25 protein-coding genes are annotated in these 21000 nt (G+C 72.2%); 11 read left to right on the forward strand and 14 right to left on the reverse strand.

What is annotated here, in order from left to right; translation table 11 throughout:
- Window positions 1–3: 3 nt before the first annotated feature.
- The 4 genes from LRS14_RS15600 (at window position 4) to LRS14_RS15615 (ending at window position 6031) form a co-directional block, all read left to right on the forward strand.
- Window positions 4–816 (forward strand): VanZ family protein, encoded by an 813-nt coding sequence (locus tag LRS14_RS15600; protein ID WP_257800093.1) that lies wholly within the window; start codon window positions 4–6, stop codon window positions 814–816.
- On the forward strand, window positions 743–1126 hold the full coding sequence (locus LRS14_RS15605; RefSeq protein ID WP_257800094.1) for a hypothetical protein: 384 nt from the start codon (window positions 743–745) through the stop codon (window positions 1124–1126). Before LRS14_RS15600 ends, LRS14_RS15605 begins: the two co-directional genes overlap by 74 nt.
- Before the next feature lie 68 nt (window positions 1127–1194).
- Window positions 1195–2571, forward strand: a complete 1377-nt coding sequence (locus tag LRS14_RS15610; protein ID WP_046110950.1) for an aspartate ammonia-lyase — start codon at window positions 1195–1197, stop codon at window positions 2569–2571.
- A gap of 202 nt (window positions 2572–2773) precedes the next feature.
- Complete coding sequence (locus LRS14_RS15615; RefSeq protein WP_257800095.1) at window positions 2774–6031, forward strand: response regulator; 3258 nt, start codon at window positions 2774–2776, stop codon at window positions 6029–6031.
- 9 nt (window positions 6032–6040) lie between these two features.
- On the opposite strand, the gene LRS14_RS15620 is transcribed toward LRS14_RS15615, so the two are convergent.
- The 8 genes from LRS14_RS15620 to LRS14_RS15655 form a co-directional block, all read right to left on the reverse strand.
- Entirely contained in the window at window positions 6041–6898 is an 858-nt protein-coding gene (locus LRS14_RS15620) for a ChaN family lipoprotein (protein ID WP_257800096.1), read from the reverse strand.
- Window positions 6895–7062 carry a hypothetical protein gene (locus LRS14_RS15625; protein ID WP_257800097.1) on the reverse strand — a complete coding sequence of 56 codons (168 nt, stop codon included), beginning with the start codon at window positions 7060–7062 and terminating at the stop codon, window positions 6895–6897. The genes LRS14_RS15620 and LRS14_RS15625 overlap by 4 nt, the downstream gene beginning before the upstream one ends.
- A 54-nt stretch (window positions 7063–7116) precedes the next feature.
- Window positions 7117–7422 carry a hypothetical protein gene (locus LRS14_RS15630; protein ID WP_046110952.1) on the reverse strand — a complete coding sequence of 102 codons (306 nt, stop codon included), beginning with the start codon at window positions 7420–7422 and terminating at the stop codon, window positions 7117–7119.
- A 75-nt stretch (window positions 7423–7497) separates the two neighbouring features.
- Window positions 7498–7704 (reverse strand): hemin uptake protein HemP, encoded by a 207-nt coding sequence (gene hemP / locus LRS14_RS15635; protein WP_046110953.1) that lies wholly within the window; start codon window positions 7702–7704, stop codon window positions 7498–7500.
- Window positions 7705–7777: 73 nt separating this feature from the next.
- Window positions 7778–8911 carry a DUF1513 domain-containing protein gene (locus LRS14_RS15640; protein WP_257800098.1) on the reverse strand — a complete coding sequence of 378 codons (1134 nt, stop codon included), beginning with the start codon at window positions 8909–8911 and terminating at the stop codon, window positions 7778–7780.
- Window positions 8895–9953, reverse strand: coding sequence for an imelysin family protein (locus LRS14_RS15645; RefSeq protein WP_257800099.1), 1059 nt, complete (start codon window positions 9951–9953; stop codon window positions 8895–8897). The genes LRS14_RS15640 and LRS14_RS15645 overlap by 17 nt, the downstream gene beginning before the upstream one ends.
- Window positions 9950–11389: a di-heme oxidoredictase family protein gene (locus LRS14_RS15650; RefSeq protein WP_404977557.1), complete on the reverse strand. Its 1440-nt coding sequence runs from the start codon at window positions 11387–11389 to the stop codon at window positions 9950–9952. The genes LRS14_RS15645 and LRS14_RS15650 overlap by 4 nt, the downstream gene beginning before the upstream one ends.
- Window positions 11386–12561: an imelysin family protein gene (locus LRS14_RS15655; RefSeq protein WP_257800100.1), complete on the reverse strand. Its 1176-nt coding sequence runs from the start codon at window positions 12559–12561 to the stop codon at window positions 11386–11388. The genes LRS14_RS15650 and LRS14_RS15655 overlap by 4 nt, the downstream gene beginning before the upstream one ends.
- A 71-nt stretch (window positions 12562–12632) precedes the next feature.
- On the opposite strand from LRS14_RS15655, the gene LRS14_RS15660 reads away from it, so the two are divergent.
- Genes LRS14_RS15660 through LRS14_RS15680 form a run of 5 tightly spaced genes read left to right on the forward strand, consistent with a single transcriptional unit; the run spans window position 12633 to window position 15983 of the window.
- Window positions 12633–12959 (forward strand): ferredoxin, encoded by a 327-nt coding sequence (locus LRS14_RS15660; RefSeq protein ID WP_046110957.1) that lies wholly within the window; start codon window positions 12633–12635, stop codon window positions 12957–12959.
- A 16-nt stretch (window positions 12960–12975) separates the two neighbouring features.
- Window positions 12976–13593, forward strand: a complete 618-nt coding sequence (locus tag LRS14_RS15665) for an alpha/beta fold hydrolase (protein ID WP_257800102.1) — start codon at window positions 12976–12978, stop codon at window positions 13591–13593.
- A 40-nt stretch (window positions 13594–13633) separates the two neighbouring features.
- Window positions 13634–14782 carry a D-alanyl-D-alanine carboxypeptidase family protein gene (locus LRS14_RS15670; protein WP_257800103.1) on the forward strand — a complete coding sequence of 383 codons (1149 nt, stop codon included), beginning with the start codon at window positions 13634–13636 and terminating at the stop codon, window positions 14780–14782.
- A 32-nt stretch (window positions 14783–14814) separates the two neighbouring features.
- Window positions 14815–15690: a D-amino acid aminotransferase gene (locus LRS14_RS15675; RefSeq protein ID WP_257800104.1), complete on the forward strand. Its 876-nt coding sequence runs from the start codon at window positions 14815–14817 to the stop codon at window positions 15688–15690.
- A gap of 17 nt (window positions 15691–15707) precedes the next feature.
- Window positions 15708–15983: a DUF493 family protein gene (locus LRS14_RS15680; protein WP_046111213.1), complete on the forward strand. Its 276-nt coding sequence runs from the start codon at window positions 15708–15710 to the stop codon at window positions 15981–15983.
- Here LRS14_RS15680 and LRS14_RS15685 read toward each other — a convergent pair.
- The gene (locus tag LRS14_RS15685) at window positions 15967–16683 is read right to left on the reverse strand and encodes a tetratricopeptide repeat protein (RefSeq protein ID WP_257800105.1); all 717 of its coding nucleotides are present in this window, start codon (window positions 16681–16683) and stop codon (window positions 15967–15969) included. The two genes, LRS14_RS15680 and LRS14_RS15685, sit on opposite strands and share 17 nt — an antisense overlap.
- A gap of 38 nt (window positions 16684–16721) precedes the next feature.
- Between LRS14_RS15685 and lipB the strand changes: the two genes are divergently transcribed.
- Both lipB and lipA read left to right on the forward strand, forming a co-directional pair.
- On the forward strand, window positions 16722–17390 hold the full coding sequence (gene lipB / locus LRS14_RS15690; RefSeq protein ID WP_257800106.1) for a lipoyl(octanoyl) transferase LipB: 669 nt from the start codon (window positions 16722–16724) through the stop codon (window positions 17388–17390).
- Complete coding sequence (gene lipA / locus LRS14_RS15695) at window positions 17387–18382, forward strand: lipoyl synthase (RefSeq protein ID WP_046110961.1); 996 nt, start codon at window positions 17387–17389, stop codon at window positions 18380–18382. Before lipB ends, lipA begins: the two co-directional genes overlap by 4 nt.
- Before the next feature lie 34 nt (window positions 18383–18416).
- On the opposite strand, the gene LRS14_RS15700 is transcribed toward lipA, so the two are convergent.
- The 5 genes from LRS14_RS15700 to asd are packed head-to-tail and all read right to left on the reverse strand — an operon-like array spanning window position 18417 to window position 20981.
- Window positions 18417–18848 carry a putative toxin-antitoxin system toxin component, PIN family gene (locus LRS14_RS15700; RefSeq protein ID WP_257800107.1) on the reverse strand — a complete coding sequence of 144 codons (432 nt, stop codon included), beginning with the start codon at window positions 18846–18848 and terminating at the stop codon, window positions 18417–18419.
- Entirely contained in the window at window positions 18845–19126 is a 282-nt protein-coding gene (locus tag LRS14_RS15705; RefSeq protein WP_257800108.1) for a hypothetical protein, read from the reverse strand. Before LRS14_RS15705 ends, LRS14_RS15700 begins: the two co-directional genes overlap by 4 nt.
- Window positions 19127–19357, reverse strand: a complete 231-nt coding sequence (locus tag LRS14_RS15710) for a 4-oxalocrotonate tautomerase (protein WP_257800109.1) — start codon at window positions 19355–19357, stop codon at window positions 19127–19129.
- Window positions 19358–19389: 32 nt separating this feature from the next.
- Entirely contained in the window at window positions 19390–20136 is a 747-nt protein-coding gene (locus LRS14_RS15715; RefSeq protein ID WP_257800110.1) for a class II aldolase/adducin family protein, read from the reverse strand.
- Window positions 20133–20981 (reverse strand): archaetidylserine decarboxylase, encoded by an 849-nt coding sequence (gene asd / locus LRS14_RS15720; protein ID WP_257800111.1) that lies wholly within the window; start codon window positions 20979–20981, stop codon window positions 20133–20135. The genes LRS14_RS15715 and asd overlap by 4 nt, the downstream gene beginning before the upstream one ends.
- Window positions 20982–21000: the final 19 nt, after the last annotated feature.

Genomic DNA, 21000 nt, shown 5'->3' on the forward strand with positions numbered 1-21000 from the left:
GCCATGCCCGGCCAGCGCAGTTCGGCCGTGCCGCTGGCATGGGCCTATGCACTGCTGATCGGCTACGCCAGCCTGTACCCGTTCGGTCCCTGGCGCTGGCCGCCCGGCGTGGAACTGACCGACCTGATGCAGCTGCCCTGGCCGCGCTGGCGGGACCGCTTCGACGAGGTGGCCAACCTGCTGGGCTACCTGCCGCTGGGCCTGCTGGTGTACGGCGCCGCGGTGCGCAGCGGCGCCCGCGCCTGGCTGGCCGCGCTGCTGGGCCTGATGCTGCCGGCGGGCCTGTCCTTCGGCATGGAGCTGACGCAGAACTTCCTGGCCAGCCGCGTGCCCTCGCTGCGCGACTGGGTGCTGAATGCCGGCGGCGGCGCCATCGGCGTGGCGCTGGGCGCACTGGGCCAGCGGCTGGGGCTGGACCGGCGCTGGCAGCGCACCCGCCAGCGCTGGTTCGTGCAGCAAAGCGCCGGTGCCATCGCGCTGCTGCTGCTGTGGCCGGTGGGCCTGCTGTTTCCGCAGCCGCTGCCGCTGGGCGTGGGCCAGGTGGGGGGACGAGCTGCGCCAGTTCGCGCTGGCCGCGCTGGCCGACACGCCCTGGGAGCCGGAGGCCGCCGACTGGCTGGAGACCACGTCCGCGGCACAGGCGCCGCTGTCGCCGCTGCACGAAGGCAGTGCCATCGCGCTGGGCTTGCTGGGGCCATGCCTGGTGGCCTATGCCATCACCGCGCGCGGGTGGCGGCGGGTGGTGCTGGCGCTGGGCGCCACTGCGCTGGCCTTCAGCGCCACCACGCTGTCCACCACGCTGAACTTCGGGCCTGACCATGCACTCACCTGGCTCACGCCCACCAGCCTGGCGGCGCTGGGCTGGGGCCTGGGCCTGGCGTTGCTGTGCTCCCTGGCCGGCCGCCGGCTGGCCGCGGCGCTCGGGCTGATGGCGCTTACCGCGCTGGTGGCGCTGGTGGCTCAGGCACCGTCCGATCCCTACTTCGCGGCCAGCCTGCAGGCCTGGGAGCAGGGGCGCTTCATCCGCTTCCATGGGCTGGCGCGCTGGATCGGCTGGCTGTGGCCCTACCTGGCGATGCTGTGGCTGCTGTCGCGGCTGACCGCCCGCGAGGCCGACCCGGCATAGCCCCACCGACGGTGCAGGCGTTGGGCACTGGCCGACACTGGCCGGCCCAGAACGCAGGAGGACAACACATGACCGACACCCGCATCGAACGCGACAGCATGGGCGAGGTGGCCGTTCCGGCCGAGGCCCTTTACGGCGCGCAGACCCAGCGCGCGGTGCAGAACTTCCCGGTGAGCGGGCTGCGCATGCCGCCGGGCTTCGTGCGGGCGCTGCTCACCGTCAAGGCCGCCGCGGCGCGCGCCAACGTGAAGATCGGCCAGCTGCCGGCCGACCTGGGCCAGGCCATCGACGCCGCCTGCACCCGTGCCGCCGAGGGCGACTTCATGCAGCAGTTCCCGATCGACGTCTTCCAGACCGGCTCGGGCACCAGCAGCAACATGAACGCCAACGAGGTGGTGGCCACGCTGGCCACGCGCGCGCTGGGCCAGCCGGTGAACCCGAACGACCACGTGAACGCCGGCCAGAGCAGCAACGACACCATCCCCACCGCGCTGCATGTGGCGGCGGCGCTGTCGGTGGAGCGCGAGCTGCTGCCGGCGCTGCAGCACCTGGCCAGCGTCACCCGCCGCAAGGGCGAATCGCTGCACGGCAGCGTGAAGACCGGCCGCACCCACCTGATGGACGCGATGCCGGTGCGCATGAGCCAGGTGCTGGACGGCTGGGCCGAGCAGGTGAGCCATGCGGCGCAGCAGGTGGCGCATGCGCAGCAGTCGCTGCTGAAGCTGGCGCAGGGTGGCACCGCGGTGGGCACCGGCGTCAATGCCCATCCGCAATTCGTGGCGGCCTTCCATGCGGAGCTGGCCGAGCTGACCGGCCTGCGCTTCACCCGCGCGCCCAGCTTCTTCGCGGCCATGGGCTCGCAGGACGCGGCGGTGGCGATGTCCGGCGCGCTGAAGACGCTGGCGGTGGCGCTGACCAAGATCGCCAACGACCTGCGCTGGATGAACTCCGGCCCGCTGGCCGGCCTGGGCGAGATCGAGCTCGAAGCCCTGCAGCCGGGCTCTTCGATCATGCCGGGCAAGGTGAACCCGGTGATCCCGGAATCGGTGGCGATGGTGGCTGCGCAGGTCATCGGCAACGACACCGCCATCATGCTGGCCGGCCAGTCGGGCAACTTCGAGCTGAACGTGATGCTGCCGCTGGTGGCGCGCAACCTGCTGGAAAGCATCGGCCTGCTGGCCAGCGCCAGCCGGCTGCTGGCCGACCGTGCCATCGCCGGCTTCCGGGTGAACGAGGCGCGGCTGAAGGAGGCGCTGGACCGCAATCCCATCCTGGTGACGGCGCTGAACCCGGTGATCGGCTACGCCCGGGCCGCCGAGATCGCCAAGGAGGCCTACCGCGACGGCCGGCCCATCCTGGACGTGGCGCTGGAGCGCACCGACCTGCCGCGCGAGCGCCTGGCCGAGCTGCTGGACCCCACCCGGCTGACCGAAGGCGGGGTGTAGCGCCGGGCCCGCGGCAGCGGGCTCTTCCGGACGGCCGCCCGCTTGCAATTGGGCACAATCGCCCCGGCCCGCCGCGCAGGCGGGCGGAAGAGATCGCATGCCCGTGCCCTGGTTCCGCCGCCCGCTGCTGCCGTCCACCATTTGGCCTCTTGCGGCGCTCCCCGCGCTCGCCGTCATCGCTGCGCTGGCTGCCTGCCTGGCGATGGGCGGACTGCTGCTCGCGCCCGCAGGGGCGCAGGCCCATGCCAATGGCGCGGCTTCCCCGCCAGACGGCAACCTGATGCTCAGCCCGCAGGAGCAGGCGCTCCTGCAGCGCAAGCAGGTGCTGCGGGTGGGTACCGACATGGTCGACTACCCGCCGATCGAGCTGTTCGGCGGCCCCGCCGGCTACCGCGGCATCAGCGCCGAATACCTGCAGCGCGTGGCCAGCCGGCTGGGTCTGCAGGTGGAGCTGGTGGGCTTCACCAGCTGGCCGGAGGTGCTGGCCGCGCTGGCGCGCGACGAGATCGACCTCGTGCCGAGCGTGGTGGCCACGCCCGCGCGCCAGCTGGGCATGCACCTGTCCGACAGCTACCTGCGCGGCCGCCACTACCTGGTGGTGCGCGAGCGCGACCACGACATCCGCGGCGCCGAGGACCTGCCCGGCCGGCTGGTGGCCGCGCCGCGCGGCTATGCCCACCGCGAGATGCTGGAGCAGCGCGTGCCCGGGGTGCGCTTCCTCGACGTGGAGAGCCCCGAGGCCGCGGTGCGCGCCGTGTTTGCCGGCCAGGCCGACGCCTGCATCGGCAGCGGCGTGGTCATCCGCTACCTGCTGTCGCAGCTGGACGTGTCGCACCTGGCCATCCGCGGCGAGATCGACATGCCGCCGGAGGCGCTGACCTTCGCCGTCTCGCCCGGCCAGCCCGAGCTGCTGGGCCTGGTGAACCGGGCGCTGGCGGATGTCAGCGCCGACGAGCACCAGGCCATCCGCGCGCGCTGGGTGGCCTCGCCGCCTGAGGTGAATGCGCGCGACCTGCTGCGCACCATCTGGCCCTACTTGCTGAGCCTGGCCGGCGCCGGCGTGCTGCTATTCATCTGGAACCAGCGCCTGCGCCGCGAGGTGCGGCAGCGCCGGGAGGCCGAGCACGCTGCGCAGGCCGCGCGGCAGCAGCTGGACGACATGGCCAATGCGCTGCCGGTGGTGGTCTTCCAGCGGGTGTCGGGCCCGCAGCGCAACTACTACACCTTCGTCGGCCGCGGCGTGCGCGAGCTGCTGGGCTGCACCGCCGAGGAGCTGATGCGCGATCCCGAGCTGCGCTGGCGCTGCGTGCACGAGGACGACCTGGCCTGGTCGCGCGCGCGGGTGGACGAGGTGATGCGCGATGGTCTCGGCGGCAGCTTCCAGTTCCGGGTGCGCACCGGCGGCCGGGTGCGCTGGGTGGAGTCGCTGACCACCGCCAGCCGCCAGGCCGACGGCTCCACCGTGTTCACCGGCGCCTGGCGCGACATCACCGAGCTGGCCGAGGCCCAGCAGGTGGCCCGCGACGCGGCCCATGCCAAGAGCACCTTCCTGGCCAACATGAGCCACGAGATCCGCACGCCGATGAATGCCATCCTGGGCATGGCGCGGCTGGCGCTGGCCAGCGGGCTGGACGCCCGGCAGCGCAACTACGTGCAGAAGGTGGAGCGGGCGGCCAAGTCGCTGCTGGGCATCATCAACGACATCCTGGACTTCTCGAAGATCGAGGCCGGCAAGCTGGGCATGGAAAGCGCGCCCTTCGACCTGGAGGAGGTGCTGGACAGCCTGGCGGCCGTGGTGGGCCTGCAGGCCGAGGAAAAAGGCCTGGAGCTGATGTTCCGCATGCCGCCCGAGGTGCCCACCGCGCTGGTGGGCGACGCGCTGCGGCTGGGTCAGGTGCTGGTGAACCTGGGCAGCAATGCGGTGAAGTTCACCGAGCGTGGCGAGATCGTGGTGAGCGTGTCGGTGGTGTCCTTCGGCAGCGACCTGGAGCTGGGCTTCGCGGTGCGCGACACCGGCGTGGGCATGGAAGCCTCGCAGTGCGAGCGGCTGTTCCGCCCCTTCGAGCAGGTGGACAGCTCCACCTCGCGCCGGCATGGCGGCACCGGCCTGGGCCTGGCCATCTCCAGCCACCTGGTGCGGCAGATGGGCGGCCATCTCACCGTCACCTCGCAGCCGGGGCGGGGCAGCGAATTCCGCTTCACCGCGCGCTTCGGCCTGCAGGACGGACAGCCCGCCCCGGCGCCGCCCGAGCTGGCCGGCCGCCGCACGCTGGTGCTGGACGACCACCCTGGCGTGCAGGGCCTGCTGGCCGAGATGGCCGCCGGCCTGGGCCTGGAGCCCGAGACCCCGCGCGACGGCTGGGACGTGCTGCGCCGCATGACCCTGGCCGCGCAGGCGGGCACGCCCTTCGAGCTGGCGGTGCTGGACTGGAAGATGCCCGGCCTGGACGGCCTGCAGTGCGCACGCCAGATCGGCCCGGCGATGCCGGTGGTGCTGCTGGCCACGGCGCTGAATGCCGATGAGCTGCGGCAGCGGCTGGAAGCCGAGGGCCAGGCGCGGCGCGAGGTGCTGGTCAAGCCGGTGACGCCGGCCGCGCTGCGGCGCGCCTGCCTGGCGGTGCTGGGCCATGCCACCCAGGCGCGGCCGGCCGACCGCCAGGCCGAGCACGGCGTGCCTGCGGACGCCCGCGTGCTCGCCGGCCGCAGCGTGCTGCTGGTGGAGGACAACCTCATCAACCAGGAGCTGGCGGTGGAGCTGCTCACGGCGGCCGGCATCCGCGTGACGGTGGCCGACAACGGGCAGGAGGCGCTGGAACGCCTGGGCCGCCAGCGCTTCGACGCGGTGCTGATGGACTGCCAGATGCCGGTGATGGACGGCTACGAGGCCACACGCGCCATCCGTGCGCAGCCCTGCTGGGAAGCGCTGCCGGTGATCGCGATGACGGCCAACGCCATGACCAGCGACCGCGACCGCGCCTTCGCCGCCGGCATGAACGACCACATCGCCAAGCCGGTGGAGGTGGGCCGCATGTTCGAGGTGCTCAAGCGCTGGATGCTGCCCGGCGCTGCGCCGCTGCCGGTGCAGACGGTGCCGGTGGTGGGCGGTGCGCCCGATCCGCTGGGTGCGCTGGCCGGCATCGACGTGGCGGCCGGCCGCAGCGCCGCGGGTGGCAACGAGCAGCTGTACCGCCGGCTGCTGGTGCGCTTCCGCGAATCGCAGCGCGGCTTCGCGCAGCAGCTGGTGCAGGCGCTGGACGCCGACCGCGCGCATGCGCGGCGGCTGGCGCACGACCTGCACAGCGTGTCCGGCTCGCTGGGCATGCGGGCGCTGTCGCAGGCGGCACGCCGGCTGGAGGACGCCATCGGCGGTGATGCCGATCCGCATGCCGCGCTGGCCGCGGTGATGCAGCAGCTGTCGCCGGTGATGGACGAGCTGGAGCGGGTGGCCGCCGTGCCGTAGCGCCGCCGCTCAGCGGCCGGCCGGGCGCATGGCCGGCATGCCGGCGCAGGGGTCGGGGCGCTCGACGGCCGCGGTGCGCAGCACCAGGTCGAAGGCCTGCGCCGGTGCCGCGCCGGGCTCCAGCAGGCCGATGACGAGGCTGCGCGGCTGCCAGGCCGCGGGCAGCCATCGCGGCACGCCGATGTCGCGCCGCACATGGCCATTGCCGGCCAGCAGCAGCGCACCACCGTCCGCATGGGCCACCAGCTGGCGCGCCATGAACTGGTCGCGTGCCACCTGGGCCAGCATCATCTTGCGGGCCAGCGGCTCGTCCACCTGGCCGCAGTGGCTGGCCACGATGGCGGCGGCCTGCGCGTCGGCGATGTCGGCCGGCACCGCGGCATCGAAGCCGGCCGCCGCCAGGCCACCCGAGATCACGCGGCGGGTGTCGGCGCGCGACACGTTGGCCGCCACCAGCCGCAGCCGGTGTTGCAGCGCCAGCGTGATGAAGGGCCGGTACAGCGGCCACTGCCAGCCGGCGTTGCCCTGCGGCCAGGCGGCGGCGATCAGCGCGTCGGCATCGGCGCCGGGGGTGGCCAGCAGGCGGTCGATGGCGGGCTGCTGCTCGCGGTCGAACTGCTCCATCAACAGCGCCGGGCGGGCGCCTTCGGCCAGCAGCCGCTGCAGCGCACGGGCGCGCAGCGCATGCTGCGCCGGGTGGTCGTGCACCTCGCCCAGCAGCACCAGCGGCTGCGCCCGCAGCGCGGCTTGCAGGCGGTCGAGGTCGCTGCCGGTGTCCGTGCGGTCGGGGCCGGTGGTGCAGCCGGCCAGCAGTGCCGCGGGCAGGCCGGCCAGCGCCTGCAGCATGCGTCGGCGGCCGGCGGTCATGCCGGCAGCACCGGCACGGCGCCGGCATGACGCAGCGCCAGGGTCAAGTCGTGCAGAACGGTGATCACTCCCATGCCGGACTCCATCGCGCAACGGCGCACCTGCGCAAGCATCGCATGCGGGTGCTGCAGCTTCAGCGGGGCGGTGGGCTTGTCCAGCAGCACGGCTCCGGGCCTCCGGCCTGGAGGGCCGCGGCGCAGTCGCTCGGTGCGCGGCGCTCAGTGCCAGCGGCGGCGGGGCGGGGCGGCGGCCGGCGCAGACTCCAGGCTTTCGGGCGCCGCCGGTGGATGCACGGCGCCCATCGGGGCCGGCACGGCGGTATCGGTGCGGCTGCCTTCCAGCGCAAGGGACGCCTGCGCCACCAGCCGCGCCACTTCGTGGAAGGCGGCGGGCTCGAAGCGCAGGGTCATGGACGGCAGGTGCAGGTGCACCACGCCGCAGCCGGGACAGGCGCTGACCTGGCACAGGGGAGACGAAGCCAGGACGGCCAGGTCGTCGTCGGCATGGGAAGGATGGGCGGACATGGACAGCGGCGTCGTTCGGGCGCGCGGCGGCCAGCCCTTGCAATGGAATGGCGGGCGGGGCTGCCCGCCGCCGGCTTACTTGGTGAGGATGAGCTTGCCCAGCGCCGTCAGGCGCAGGCGGTAGACGGCGCCGTAGTGCTCGATCTGCACCTCGTTCGCGCCATCCAGCAGCGTGCGGCTGGTGAGCGTGCGCGGCGGCGGCGACTGGGGCGCCAGGTGGTGGGCGGCCGACCCGGTGTCGGCACGGAAGGGCGTAGGAACCGGGGTCAGGTGGTGTTGCATGAGCCCACTATAAACGCGAATCGTTCGCATTTGAAGAGGCTATGCGGGGGTTGCGGTTTTTTACCGTCCGGCTTCAGCTGGCCACGGTGCCTGACCACGCGGCATGGTTGTCCGGCTCCCGCGCGGCCTGCCACGGGTGCAGGGCCGGCGCTCCACCGTCCAGCGCGCGCCAGCCGCCGGGCCCGGCCACCCAGGGCGTGTTGCCCGCGGCCACCAGCGCATAGGCCTGCGTGTGCGACTGCACGCCCTGCCAGCGGCCCCCGGCCGACCAGCCGGCCACCGCATCCACCCGCGGGCAGCTGACGAACCAGCCGGCCGGCGTGGCGCAGATGTCGCCGCCATATCCGCCCAGCGGCTGCGGCGTGGACAGCGCCACCAGCATGGCGGCGGCCGGTGCGCCGCGGGCGCCGCGCAGCAGCGCCAGCACCGGTGCCTGCTGCTGGCTGTCGGCGTCGTCGTGCTGGGCCTGCAGCGCGATGCCCAGGTCGTCGCCGCGCCAGGCCAGGTGGCGCAGGCTCAGGCGGCGGTCGGCCAGCCGCCATTGGTGGGTGATGGCGCCGCTGGCTGCGTCGATGCGCACGATGGACGAGTCCATGCCGGCCAGGTCGAGCTTCAGCCTGCCGGTTTCGGGCCGGGTGGCCACGCCGCCGTTGGCCACGAACAGGCCGCCGCGGCCGTCGGGCAGCAGCGCATGGTTGTCCACGCCGCCGGTGGGCCACTCGGCCAGCCGCTCCAGCGTGCGCGCGTCCCGGCGCACCAGCAGGCCGTCGCCGGTCTCCAAGTCGGCCTCGGTGGTGTACAGATGGCCGCCCCAGGGCTGCACATGGCCGCTGAAGGCGCGGTCGCCGTCGATCCAGTGCCATTGCGCGGCCTGCGGCTGCGCCGGATGCCAGCGCAGCAGCCATTCACCCGGCCGCCGCGCGGCCACCAGCACGCCGCCATCGGGCAGCGGCAGCAGGCCATGGGCGCGGGTGGGCACGTCCAGCAGGCCGATCACCTGGCAGGCGGCGCCGTCGCTGGCCGGCAGGCGCAGGCAGCCGATCTGGTGGCGGCCGTCGGACAGGTCCCAGGCGGCGAACACGCGGCCGGACGGGCCGTGGGCCGCCACGGCCAGCCGGGGCAGGCCGGCCGCCGTGGCAGCGGCCAGGCCGGCTTGCAGCAGGCGGCGCCGCGGCAGGCCGGCGCTGCGCTCAGTCGCCATCGGCATCGGTGAAGCCCAGCGCCACTTCCAGCGCCGGCGCCACCTGCTTCTCGATCAAGGACTTGAGCGTGCCCAGGGCCCGCGCTGCCGCCTGGGCGGCCTCCGGCCTGGCAGGCGCGCCGGCACTGCCCAGGCGCTCGAAGGCCTGCGTGGTGGCAGCCACCTGGGCGGCCAGCGCATCGGCCAGCGGGTTCTGGCCGCGGCCGCGCAGGTAGGCCTCCACCGGCACCAGGCCTTCGCCCAGCGGCCGGGCCGGGCCGGCGGTGAGCTGACGCAGCGATTGCCAGCGCGCCTGCCAGGCGGCGGCGGTGCTGTCAGAGGCCAGGCGCGGGTAGGCCGGCGGGCGGCCGTCGGCGGACTGGATCGGCTTGTCGATGTCCGCCCAGCGCAGCCGCTCGATGCCGCCCAGCCACTGGTTGATGAATTCGCCGAAGGCGTTCGACGCGGCCTCGCCTTCGTCGTCGAACTCGCGTGCGGCCAGCGCCTGGAAGTCGGCCGCGATCGCGGCGGCCTCGGCCTGCAGGTCGGCGGCCACCGCCTGGGCGAAGCGGCATTCGGCGCTGCCGGGCGCGGCGGGCTTCGTCCACAGCAGGTATTCCAGCGCAGGCAGGCCCTTGGCCGGCGTGCCCACGCGGGCCATGCCGGCGGCGTCGGCCGGGGCCGCCTTCACCGCGCGGGCGATCAGCTCCGGCCGCGCCGGCTGGAAGTCCAGTCGCCGCAGCGAGCGGCGTTCCACCAGCGGCCCCACCTGCACCGCGGCCAGGCGTTCCCAGGCCAGCAGCGCCTCCCGCCAGCGGACGCGGGCCTCGTCCAGCGTGCCGCCCGCGGTGCAGCCGGCTGCCAGCGCCGGGCCCAGCGCCGCCGAGGCCTGCGCAAAGGCCTGCGACCGCGGCTGGTAGTGCAGCCGGTACAGCGCCTCCAGCGCCTGCACCGGCGTGTAGAAGGGCACCGCGACATCGGGCTGCATGGCGGGCTGCGCCGCGGCGGGCCCCGCGGTCGCCAGGCACAACGCCGCGGCCAGGGCGGCGGACAGGAACAGGGGCTTCACAACGACTCCACGAACTTGACCAGCGCTTCCCGGTCCTGCTTGTTCAACTTCAGCACGCCGTCGCGGCTCGCCTGGGCCTCGCCGCCGTGCCACAGCACCGCTTCCAGCACGCCGCGGGCGCGGCCGTCGTGCAGCAGCCGCATGTGGCCGTTGACGTCCTGGATGAGGCCGATGCCCCACAGCGGCGGCGTGCGCCACTGGCTGCCGCTGGCCAGGTAGTCGGGCCGGCCGTCGGCCAGCTCGGGGCCCATGTCGTGCAGCAGCAGGTCGGTGTAGGGCTTGATCACCAGGCCCTTGAGCGCCGGGCTGGACAGACGCGGAAAGCGCTCGGCCAGCGCCGCGTCGCCGGTGGTGTAGCCGGGCCGGTGGCAGGCGGCGCACTGCAGCGACTCGAACAGCCGGCCGCCGCGCAGCACCTGCGCATCGGCGGCCTGCCGGCGCGCCGGCGGTGCCAGGGTGGCGGTGTAGAACACCACCTGCGCCAGCGTGTCGTCGTCGATCTCGATGCCGTCGCCGTTGCCGCCGTGCGGGGCCGCGCTGCAGTCGGACTGCGTGGTGCTGCAGGCCTCGGTGGGGAACACGGTGGAGGTGATGCCCATGTCGCCGATGAAGGCGCCGGCCGTCTGGTGGGCCACGGTGGCCACGTTGGCCTTCCAGCCGAAGCGGCCGAGCATCGTGCGCTGCGCGAAGGCGTCCCACACCTCGTTGGGCCGGCCCTTGATCGGGCCTGGCGTGGCGGCCTGCTGCTGCGCATTGGCGCGGATCTCGGCTTCCGGAATGGCCTCCAGCAGCCCCATGCCGATGACCTGCGGCGCGATCCGCGGGCTCAGCATCACGTCGTCGCCCAGCGGCCCGTAGGCCAGTTGGTCGATGCGGTAGTGCGGCTTCAGCAGCTCGTACGGCGTGCCGTCGGCAAAGCGGCCGCGCACCACCGTCTGGCGGATACGGACCTGGCCTTCCGGCTTCACGCCGCGGATGGCGGCGTTGTTGAGCTGGTCGCCGTACACCGGGTGCGGATGGGGCGCGCCATGCTCGCCGACGCCGGGTACCGACAGCCGCATCAGCAGCGACACCGGCTGCTCGGTGCTCAGCCCCTGGCGGAAGTCCGGCGGCGCACCGCGGCCGTCCTGCACATGGCAGCCGCCGCAGGAGCGTGCGATGAAGTGCGGCCCCAGGCCGTCGCGCGCCTGGGTGGACGCAGGCGCCTCGACCCAGTTGCGGCGGAAGAACGAGTTGCCGATGACGAAGCGCGTGCGCTCCTCGTCGCCCAGGTTGGCGGCCGGAAAGCTGAAGGCATTGCGCCCGGTGGCATGCACCGTGGCGGCGCCGGCGGTGAGGGCGGATTCGTCGGCCGACACCGCCATGCCGGCCGCGCCCAGCAGCAGCAGCGCGGCGGCCAGCGCCGCGGCCGCCGCGGTCAGGCGGCGTGGGGTCACGGGTTCACCAGCGTGAGCTGCGTGATGCCGATGGCCGAGGCCGCGTCCACCAGGTCCTTGGACTGCTGCACCAGGCTGTCGATCACCGTCTTGATGCGCCGGCGGCCGGGTGCGTTGTCGTCGCCCAGGATCTCCTGGTCGAAGGGCGCGCGGATCTCCCGCGCGGCGGCCACCGATTGCGAGATCTGCCGCGTGGTGCGCTCGGCCACCGCGGGGTCGCGCGCCTGCACCAGTTCGCGCAGCGAGGCGCCCTGCACCGTGCTGCCGTCGCGCCGGCGGTACTGGCCCAGCCACACGTTCTCGATGCCCAGCGCGTTGTTGACCGCGTCCCGATGCGTGTTGTCGGAGAAGCAGGAGTGCTCGTCCTCCTGGTCCTGCGTGTTCAGCGCCACCTCCAGCCGCTCGCCGGCCAGCTCGCCGCGCGACAGCGAGCCGAGGCCCACGATGATCTTGCGCACCGATTCCTGGCCGCCGGCCTCGAAGCGTGCCCGGTAGTTGCCCCGCACGCCCGGCTTCCAGGCGGTGGCCAGGAAGCGCAGGTCGTCGATCAGCAGCTCCGTCACCACTGTCAGGTAGCGGCGGCGGCGGTCGGCCTGCGGCCGCTTGCCGTCGACGAAGTCGTCGAAGCTGCGGTCGCCCGGGCCGTTGTCGCTGGAGTCCTGGCCCCACAGCAGGAACTCGATGGCATGCCAGCCGGTGGCGATGTTCTCCTCGCCGCCGCGCTCGTTCATCTTCGACAGGTGCGCCTTGGTGATCGGCGCCTTGCGGTCGTTGATCAGGCCGGCAGTGGGCCGGTCGCGGGTGCCGTCGACGAAGCTCTCGTCCATCGGCCAGGCATTGATGCGGCCTTCCGGGCCCTTGTCGTCGTCGATGGGGCCGCCGTAGAAGCGGAAGGCCTCCGTCTGCCCGTACCACTCGCGGGCGTCCAGCCAGGCCTGCCGCGCGGCGGCCAGGCTCTCGGCCGTGGGCTGGCGGGTGAAGACACCCACCGCCGCCTGCAGTGCCTGGGCCGCGGCCAGGGTGTCGTCGTAGGCGGCGCTCACCAGCACCGCATAGTGCTTGCTCACGCTGGCGAAGCTGGCGGGCGTTGCGGCCTGCGCCAGCAGGGTGAGGGGCCACGAGGGAAGGACTGCGGCCGTGGCGGCCAGCGCAAGGAAGCGACGCTTGTTCATCGGCGAATCTTATGCGAACGGTTCGCATTTGCATTCGAGCCCGATACAAGCCCCTGCCTACAATCGAAACCATGAACTATTACCAGCACCACATCTTCTTCTGCCTGAACAAGCGGGAAAACGGCGAAGACAGTTGTGCGCAGCATGCGGCGCAAGCCGGCTTCGACCGCTGCAAGTCCAAGGTCAAGGCCGCCGGCCTGGCCGGCCCGGGCGGTGTGCGGGTGAACAAGGCCGGCTGCCTGGACCGCTGCGCCGGTGGTCCGGTGGCCGTGGTGTACCCCGAAGGCACCTGGTACACCTTCGTCGACGAGGAAGACATCGACGAGATCGTCGAGCAGCACCTCAAGGGCGGCCAGGTGGTCGAGCGCCTGGTGCTGCCGCCCAGCGTCGGCCGCTGACCGGGCACGCCGCACCGTGAACTCCCAGACCCTGCGACAGCCCATTCCCGGCCCGGCCGGTGCGCTGCAGTGCGCGATCGACGAACCCGCCGAGGCCGCCCGCGGCGTGATGGTGGTGTGCCATCCGCATCCGCTGCATGGCGGCACCATGGACAACAAGGTGGTGCAGACGGTGGCGCGCGCCGGCCTGCAGCGTGGCCTGCGCACCGTGCGCTTCAATTTCCGCGGCATCGGCGAATCGGCCGGTGCCTGGGACGAAGGCCGCGGCGAGGTGGACGACGCGATGGCGGTGATCGCCGCCTTCCGCGACGCCGCGCTGCCGCTGTGGCTGGCCGGCTTCTCCTTCGGCGGCTACGTGGCCTCGCAGGCGGCGGCCCGCCTGGCCGCCGAGGCGCCGGCCGCCGGCCTGGTGCTGGTGGGCCCGGCCACACGGAACTTCCCGGTGGCACAGGTGCCTGAAGACACCCTCGTCATCCATGGCGAGGCCGACGACGTCGTGCCGCTCCAGGCCACGCTCGACTGGGCGCGCCCGCAGGCGCTGCCGGTGGTGGTGGTGCCCGGAGTCGGCCATTTTTTCCACGGGCAACTGCCCTTGCTCAAGTCGCTGGTGGCGCGGCACCTCGCCGCCGCCTGACGCCCCCACCGGTCGACGCTTCCTCTGTCTTGATTCCCGAATGAAAAAACTGTTTGCCTACGTGCTGGTGGCTGCCGGCACCGTTTCCGCCTGGGCCCAGGCCCCGCAGGCGCCCGAGATCGCGGCGCGCCACTACATCCTCATGGACCTGACCAGCAACCAGGTGCTGGCCGAGCGCGAGGCCGACGTGGCCACCGACCCGGCCTCGCTCACCAAGCTGATGACCGCCTACGTGGTGTTCACCGCGCTGCGCGAGAAGAAGCTGACGCTGGAGCAGACGCTCAACGTCAGCAAGCGCGCCTGGGAGGAGCGCAAGGGCGACCCGTCGCTGATGTTCATCGACACCACGATGACGCCCAAGGTCGACGAGCTGCTGCGCGGCATGATCATCCAGTCCGGCAACGACGCCTCGGTGGCGTTGGCCGAGGGCGTGGCCGGCTCGGTGGAGAGCTTCGTCGGCATGATGAACCGCCAGGCCCAGGCCTGGGGCCTGAAGAACACCAGCTTCAAGAACGTGACCGGCATGACCGAGCCCGGCCACCGCACCAGCGCCCGCGACATCGCGGTGGTGGCCTCGCACGTCATCCGCGACTTCCCCGAGTACTACCCGTACTACTCGGTGCGCAGCTACACCTACAACAAGATCAAGCAGGACAACCGCAACCTGCTGCTGGGCCGGGACCCCAGCGTGGACGGCATGAAGACCGGCTACACCGATGCCGCCGGCTACTGCCTGGTGGCCAGCGCCGCGCGCGACATGCCCAACGGCAAGCGCCGCCTGCTCAGCGTGGTGATGGGCACCAATTCGCGCGACGCGCGCGCCACCGAGAGCCAGAAGCTGCTGAACTGGGGCTACAGCGCCTGGGACGCGGTGCGCCTGTTCGAGGAAGGCAAGCCCATCGCCACGCCGGAGGTATGGAAGGGCACGACGCGCGAGGCCAAGCTCGGCGCGGCCGGCGCCGTCTACGTCACCCTGCCCAAGGGCGAGGGCGACAAGCTGCAGACCAAGGTGGAACGCACCGACCCGCTGGTGGCCCCGCTGACCAGGAACCAGCGCGTGGGCACGCTGAAGGTGAGCACCGCCGCCGGCGCGCCGCTGGCCGAGGTGCCGCTGGTGGTGCTGGAGCCGGTGGACCAGGCCGGCCTGCTGGGCCGCGCATGGGACGCGCTGCGCCTGTGGATCAAGTAAGGTCAGGCCCTGAAGTTGCCGCGGAGGATTGCATGATCGCGCTGCCCGAAACCCCGTGCTACCTGAACGGCGAGTACACCCGCCTGTGCGACGCCAAGGTGTCGGTGCTCGACCGCGGCTTCATCTTCGGCGACGGCGTGTACGAGGCCATCCCGGTCTACGACCGCCGGCTGTTCCGCTTCGACGAGCACATCGCCCGCCTGGGCCGCAGCCTGGCCAAGCTGCGCATTCCCAACCCGATGGACGAGGCACGCTGGCTGTCGGTAGTGCGCCGGCTGGTGGCCGACCACCCGGCCGGGACGCAGCTGGTCTACATCCAGGTCACGCGCGGCGTGGCGATGCGCGACCACGTGCCGCCGGCCGATCCGGTGCCCACCGTGTTCGTGATGACCAACGAGCTGAAGCAGGCCAGCGCCGAGCAGCGCCACCAGGGCGTGGCCTGCATCACCGCGCGCGATTTCCGCTGGGAGCGTGGCGACATCAAGAGCACCTCGCTGCTGGGCAGCGTGCTGGCGCGCATGGTGTCGGCCGACCAGGGCGCCACCGAGACCATCCTGTTCCGCGACGGCTGGCTGACCGAGGCCAGCAGCAGCAACGTCTGGGTGGTGCAGGAAGGCGCACTGCTGGGCCCGCCCAAGAGCGAGCACCTGCTCGAAGGCATCCGCTATGAGCTGCTGCGCGAGCTGTGCGAGGACATGGGCATCGCCTACAACCTGCGCCCCATCGCCGAGGCCGACGTGCTGGCCGCCGACGAGGTGCTGCTCAGCTCCGCCACCAAGGAGGTGCTGCCCGTCACCCGCATCGACGGCGCCGAGGTTGGCCATGGCGCGCTGCGCGGCAAGCCCGGGCCGGTCTACGCCCGCCTCTACGAGGCCTACCAGAACGCCAAGAAGCTGCAGTCGATCTGATGACCGCACCCGCCACCATGCAGAACATCCCGCCCGAACAGTCGCTGATCGAGTACCCCAGCGCCTTTCCCATCAAGGTGATGGGCGAGAACGTGGACGGCTTCGTGCATGCGGTCACCCAGGTGGCCCTGCACTTCGACCCCACCTTCGATGCCGCCACCGTGGAGCTGCGCCCCAGCAAGGGCGGCAAGTACATGGGCGTGACCATCACCGTCACGGCCACCAGCCGCGAACAGCTGGACGAGCTCTACCGCACCCTGACCACGCACCCGATGGTCAAGGTCGTGTTGTGAGCGGCGCCGGGGCGCTCCCGGTGCCCAGCCGCGCGTCGATCTCGCGCAGCTTGGCCGGGGCCACCTCGTCGCCGCCACGGGCCGCCGCCGCATACCAGTAGCGCGCCAGCCGCAGATCGTGCGCCACGCCCACGCCCGATTCGTACATCGACGCGATGATGTACTGCGCCCCCACGTCGCCGCCCTTGGCCGCCTCGCGGTACCAGTGGGCGGCCGCCGGCAGGTCCTTGGCCGCGCCGCGGCCCAGGTAATAGGCGGTGGCGATCTCCACCTGCCCGTCCACGCTGCCCTGCTGCGCCGCCCGCAGGTACCAGCGGCCGGCCTCGTCCAGGTCGCGCCGGCCGGCATCGCCGGTCTCGTACAGGCGCGCCACGCCGTAGGTGGCGGTGACGAAGCCCTGCTCGGCAGCGCGGGTCATCAGCCGCAGCGCCTCGGTGTTGCTGGCGCCGGGCAGCTCGCGCTTGAGGTGCATCACCGCCAGGTTGTAGCCGGCGGCCGGCACGCCGGCACGGGCCAGGCCCTCGAAGGCCTCGCGGGCCTGCTCCAGCCGGCCCTGGTCATGGTCTCGCACCGCGTCTTCCAGCCGCGCCTGCAGCGCCTCCTTCTGCGCCGGCGTGGGCTCGGCGGCCTGGGCGCCGGCCGCCAGCAGCGCCCAGGCGGCCGCGGCAAGGGCGAAGCGAAGAGTGGAGCGAGCCTGCATGCTGACCTCACGATGACTGCCAAGGAATGGTGCGCACGATGATCGTCAAGACCCTCGGCCGTGTCGACTATGCCGCCACCGAGGCGGCGATGCGTGCTTTCACCGAACAGCGCACGCCCGACACGCCCGATGAACTGTGGCTGTGCGAGCACGACCCCGTGTACACCCAGGGCATTGCCGGCCGCGCCGAGCATGTGCTCAGCCCCGAGGGCATTCCCGTGGTGCGCACCAACCGCGGCGGGCAAGTCACGTACCACGGGCCCGGCCAGGTGGTGGCCTATCCGCTGGTGGACCTGCGCCGGCTCGGCATCTACGTCAAGGAATACGTCTACCGGCTGGAAAACGCGGTGCTCAAGACGCTGGAGGGCTACGGCGTCACCGGCCACCGCGTGGCCGGCGCCCCGGGCATCTACGTGAAGCTGGCCGATCCCTTCGGCCATGCCGCGCTCACCGGTCCGGCGCGCGGCGGCGACCCGTTCCGCGGGCTGGGCAAGATCGCCGCGCTGGGCATCAAGGTGAGCCAGCACCGCACGTACCACGGCGTGGCGCTGAACGTGGCGATGGACCTGCAACCCTTCCTCGGCATCGACCCTTGCGGTTACGCAGGGCTGCAGACGATCGATCTCGCTAGACTCGGCATCTCTACCGACTGGAGCGAGGCCGCCGCGCGCTTTGGAGCGCGCCTTGCGGCCCAACTGACCCCATGACCCAGCCCACGCCCGCCGCTGCACCTGCCTCCCCCGTCGCCTACGACCCCACTGCCAAGCAAAAGGCCCAGGCCAAGACGGCGCGCATCCCCATCAAGATCGTGCCGGCCGAGGTGCTGAAGAAGCCCGACTGGATCCGCGTCAAGGCCGGATCGCCCACCACGCGCTTCTACGAGATCAAGCAGATCCTGCGCGAGCACAAGCTGCACACGGTGTGCGAGGAAGCCAGCTGCCCCAACATCGGCGAATGCTTCGGCAAGGGCACGGCCACCTTCATGATCATGGGCGACAAGTGCACCCGCCGCTGCCCGTTCTGCGACGTGGGCCACGGCCGGCCCGACCCGCTGGACGCGGACGAGCCGCTGAACCTGGCCAAGACCATCGCCGCGCTGCGGCTGAAGTACGTGGTCATCACCAGCGTGGACCGCGACGACCTGCGCGACGGCGGCGCGGCGCACTTCGTGGAGTGCATCACCCGCACCCGCGAGCTCTCGCCCGAGACCCGCATCGAGATCCTGACGCCCGACTTCCGCGGCCGCATGGACCGCGCGCTGGACATCCTTAAGGCCACGCCGCCCGACGTGATGAACCACAACCTGGAGACCGCGCCCCGCCTGTACAAGGAAGCGCGCCCGGGCTCGGACTACCAGTACAGCCTGAACCTGCTCAAGCGCTTCAAGGAATTCGCGCCCGACGTGCCGACCAAGAGCGGCATCATGGTCGGCCTGGGCGAGACGGACGAAGAGATCCTGCAGGTGATGCGCGACATGCGCGCGCACGACATCGACATGCTGACCATCGGCCAGTACCTGGCCCCCAGCGGCCACCACCTGCCGGTGCGCCGCTATGTGCACCCCGACACCTTCAAGATGTTCGAGGACGAGGCCTACAAGATGGGCTTCACCCACGCCGCCGTGGGTGCGATGGTGCGCAGCAGCTACCACGCCGACCAGCAGGCGCACGCGGCCGGGGTGGCGGACGCGGTGGCGTGAGGCGGAGGCAGGGGCCCGCTTCCGGGCCCCGCGGTTACTCGGGCGACAACAGCGCGCGCAGCGCCTCCTGCGGCTTGAAGATCCGGCAGTCGCCGTAGTGCTTGAGCACCAGCAGGTCGTCGTCACCGGTCACGATCATGTCCGCGCGGCTGGCTGCTGCGCAGGCCAGCACGGCGTCATCGTCCCAGTCGCGTGATACCGGCCGGGGCAGCGCAAGGGGATGTACGCGGTGGGCGATGCGGCCATACAAGCGCAGCATCGTGCGCGCATCCAGGCGGGTGGCGGCGACCGCCTTCGCCAGTTTCGGCTTCGACAGCGTGGCTGCCAGTTCCTTCAGCAATACGGCACTGGTAAAGAGCTTGAGCTCGCCCTCACCGGCCAGTTCGATGAGGCGGCCGGGCAGGCCCCGCCACAGCAGGGCGGATACGACGACGTTGGTGTCCAGTACTGCGCTGGCCCGGATCACCGCCCCGCGCCGGGCGTGTCTTGCCGGCTGGCGTCGCGTACGGCATCGACCTCTGCCTGCACCTGCCGAAGCGATCGCGGGCGGCTGCCGCCCGCGGTGGCGCGTGCCGCGCCCGCCAGCAACTGTTGGGCAGCCTGCCGACGCATTTCCTGCTTCAGCAGCCGCGTCATCGCCTTCGGCGTCAACAGGCCGGCGGCTTCGGCGTCCTTGGCCAGGCGCTCGGGCAGGTCGAGCTTGAGTTCGCGTGTGCTCATCGCGCTAGCGTACGGCGACGCCACTCAATCCGCCAGCGGCGCCGCCTCCGGCGCGGGCGGGGCGCCGGCGGCCATGTCGCTCCACAGCTGCCCGCCGGTGGCCCAGTTGTGGCGGGCCACTTCGGTGAACACCACGTCCACCGATTCGGGGCTGGCGCCGATGCTGCGCACGGTGGCTTCGGTCAGGGCCTGCGCCAGGGCGCGCTTCTGGTCCAGCGTGCGGCCTTCGAAGAGTTCGACTCGGATGGTGGGCATGGGGTGCTCCTTCGGTTGATCGTTCGGTCGGTTCAGTCGGCGTAGCCGGGGCTCAGCCGGTCCAGCCGGCGCAGCAGCGCGGGCCATTCGACGTCGCCGTCCCATTCGCTGCCGTCGCCCATCCATTGCCGGTGGGTGCGGGCGGCCAGTTCCTCCGTCACCACCTGGATGCCGGCGCGCGCGCCGGCCTGGGCGCGCAGCTGCGCCTGCGCGGCGCGTTCCAGCAAGTGCATCAGCATCCAGGCTTCAGCCACGGTGCGGCCGACGACCATGATGCCGTGGTTGTCCAGGATCAGGCCGTCCAGGCTGCCCAGGTTGGCCACCAGGCGGCGCTGCTCGTCGGTGCCCAGCGCCAGGCCTTCGTACGCATGGCGGCCGAGCCGGCCGTGCAGCCGCATGGCGTACTGGCTGGTGGGCAGCAGTCCCTCCGGCAGCATGCTCAGCGCCACGCCCCAGGGCGTGTGCAGGTGGATCACGCATTCCACCTCGGGCCGGGCGGCATGCACCGCGCCGTGGATGGTGAAGCCGGTGGGGTTGACCGGCCGACCGCTGCCATCGACCACCTGGCCGTGCTGGTTCACCTTCACCAGGCTGCTGGCGGTGATCTCCTCGAACAGCAGGCCGAAGGGGTTGATCAGGTAGTGGCCGGGCTCGCCGGGCACGGTGGCCGACAGGTGGGTGTAGACGGTGTCGTCCCAGCCGTTCAGTGCAGCCAGCCGGAAGGCGGCCGCAAGGTCGATGCGCACCTGCTGTTCGGTGCGCGGCGCGCGGGGCGTCACGTGGCCTTCTCGGCCATGGCTTCGCCCATGCGCACCGGCCCGGCCGGCGCCCAGTGCGGATTGAAGCGAAGCGTGCCGCGCGGCCACAGCAGCACGACCGTGCTGCCCAGCAGGAAGCGGCCCATCTCGGCGCCGCGCTCCAGCGTCACCTGGCCGTCGGCATAGGTCCACTCGCGCAAGTTGCCCGGGCGCGGCGGGTTGACCACGCCGTGCCACACCGTGGCCATGCTGCCGACGATGGTGGCGCCCACCAGCACCTGCACGAAGGGGCCGTGCGCGGTATCGAACACGCACACCACGCGTTCGTTGCGAGCGAACAGCCCCGGCACGCCGCGGGCAGTGGTCGGGTTGACCGAGAAAAGGTCGCCCGGCACATGGATCATCCGCCGCAGCCGGCCGGCACACGGCATGTGGATGCGGTGGTAGTCCTTCGGGCTCAGGTAGATGGTGGCGAAGTGGCCGTCCTGGAATTGCGCGGCCAGCGCCGCGTCGCCGCCCACCAGCGCGGTGGTGCTGTAGGCATGGCCCTTGGCCTGGAAGATCTGGTCGCGCTCGATGGCGCCGAACTGGCTGATCGCGCCGTCCACCGGGCACACCCACTCGGCCGGTGCCAGCGGGCGCACGCCCGGCCGCAGCGCGCGGGTGAAGAACTCGTTGAAGCTGGCGTAGTGCGCCGGATCGGGGTCGGCCGCCTCGCTCATGTCCACGCCGTACTTCCCGATGAACCAGCGGATCAGTGCGGTGGTGGTGCCGCCCGCCTTGGCGGACGCCACCAGGCCGGCGAAGCGGGTGAGGGCCTGCTTGGGCAGCAGGTACTGGGGGAGGACATCGAGGCGTTCAGACACGCGACGATTCTAGAAGCGG

It is taken from the genome of Aquincola sp. J276 (assembly GCF_024700035.1).
GTDB lineage: Bacteria > Pseudomonadota > Gammaproteobacteria > Burkholderiales > Burkholderiaceae_C > Aquincola > Aquincola tertiaricarbonis.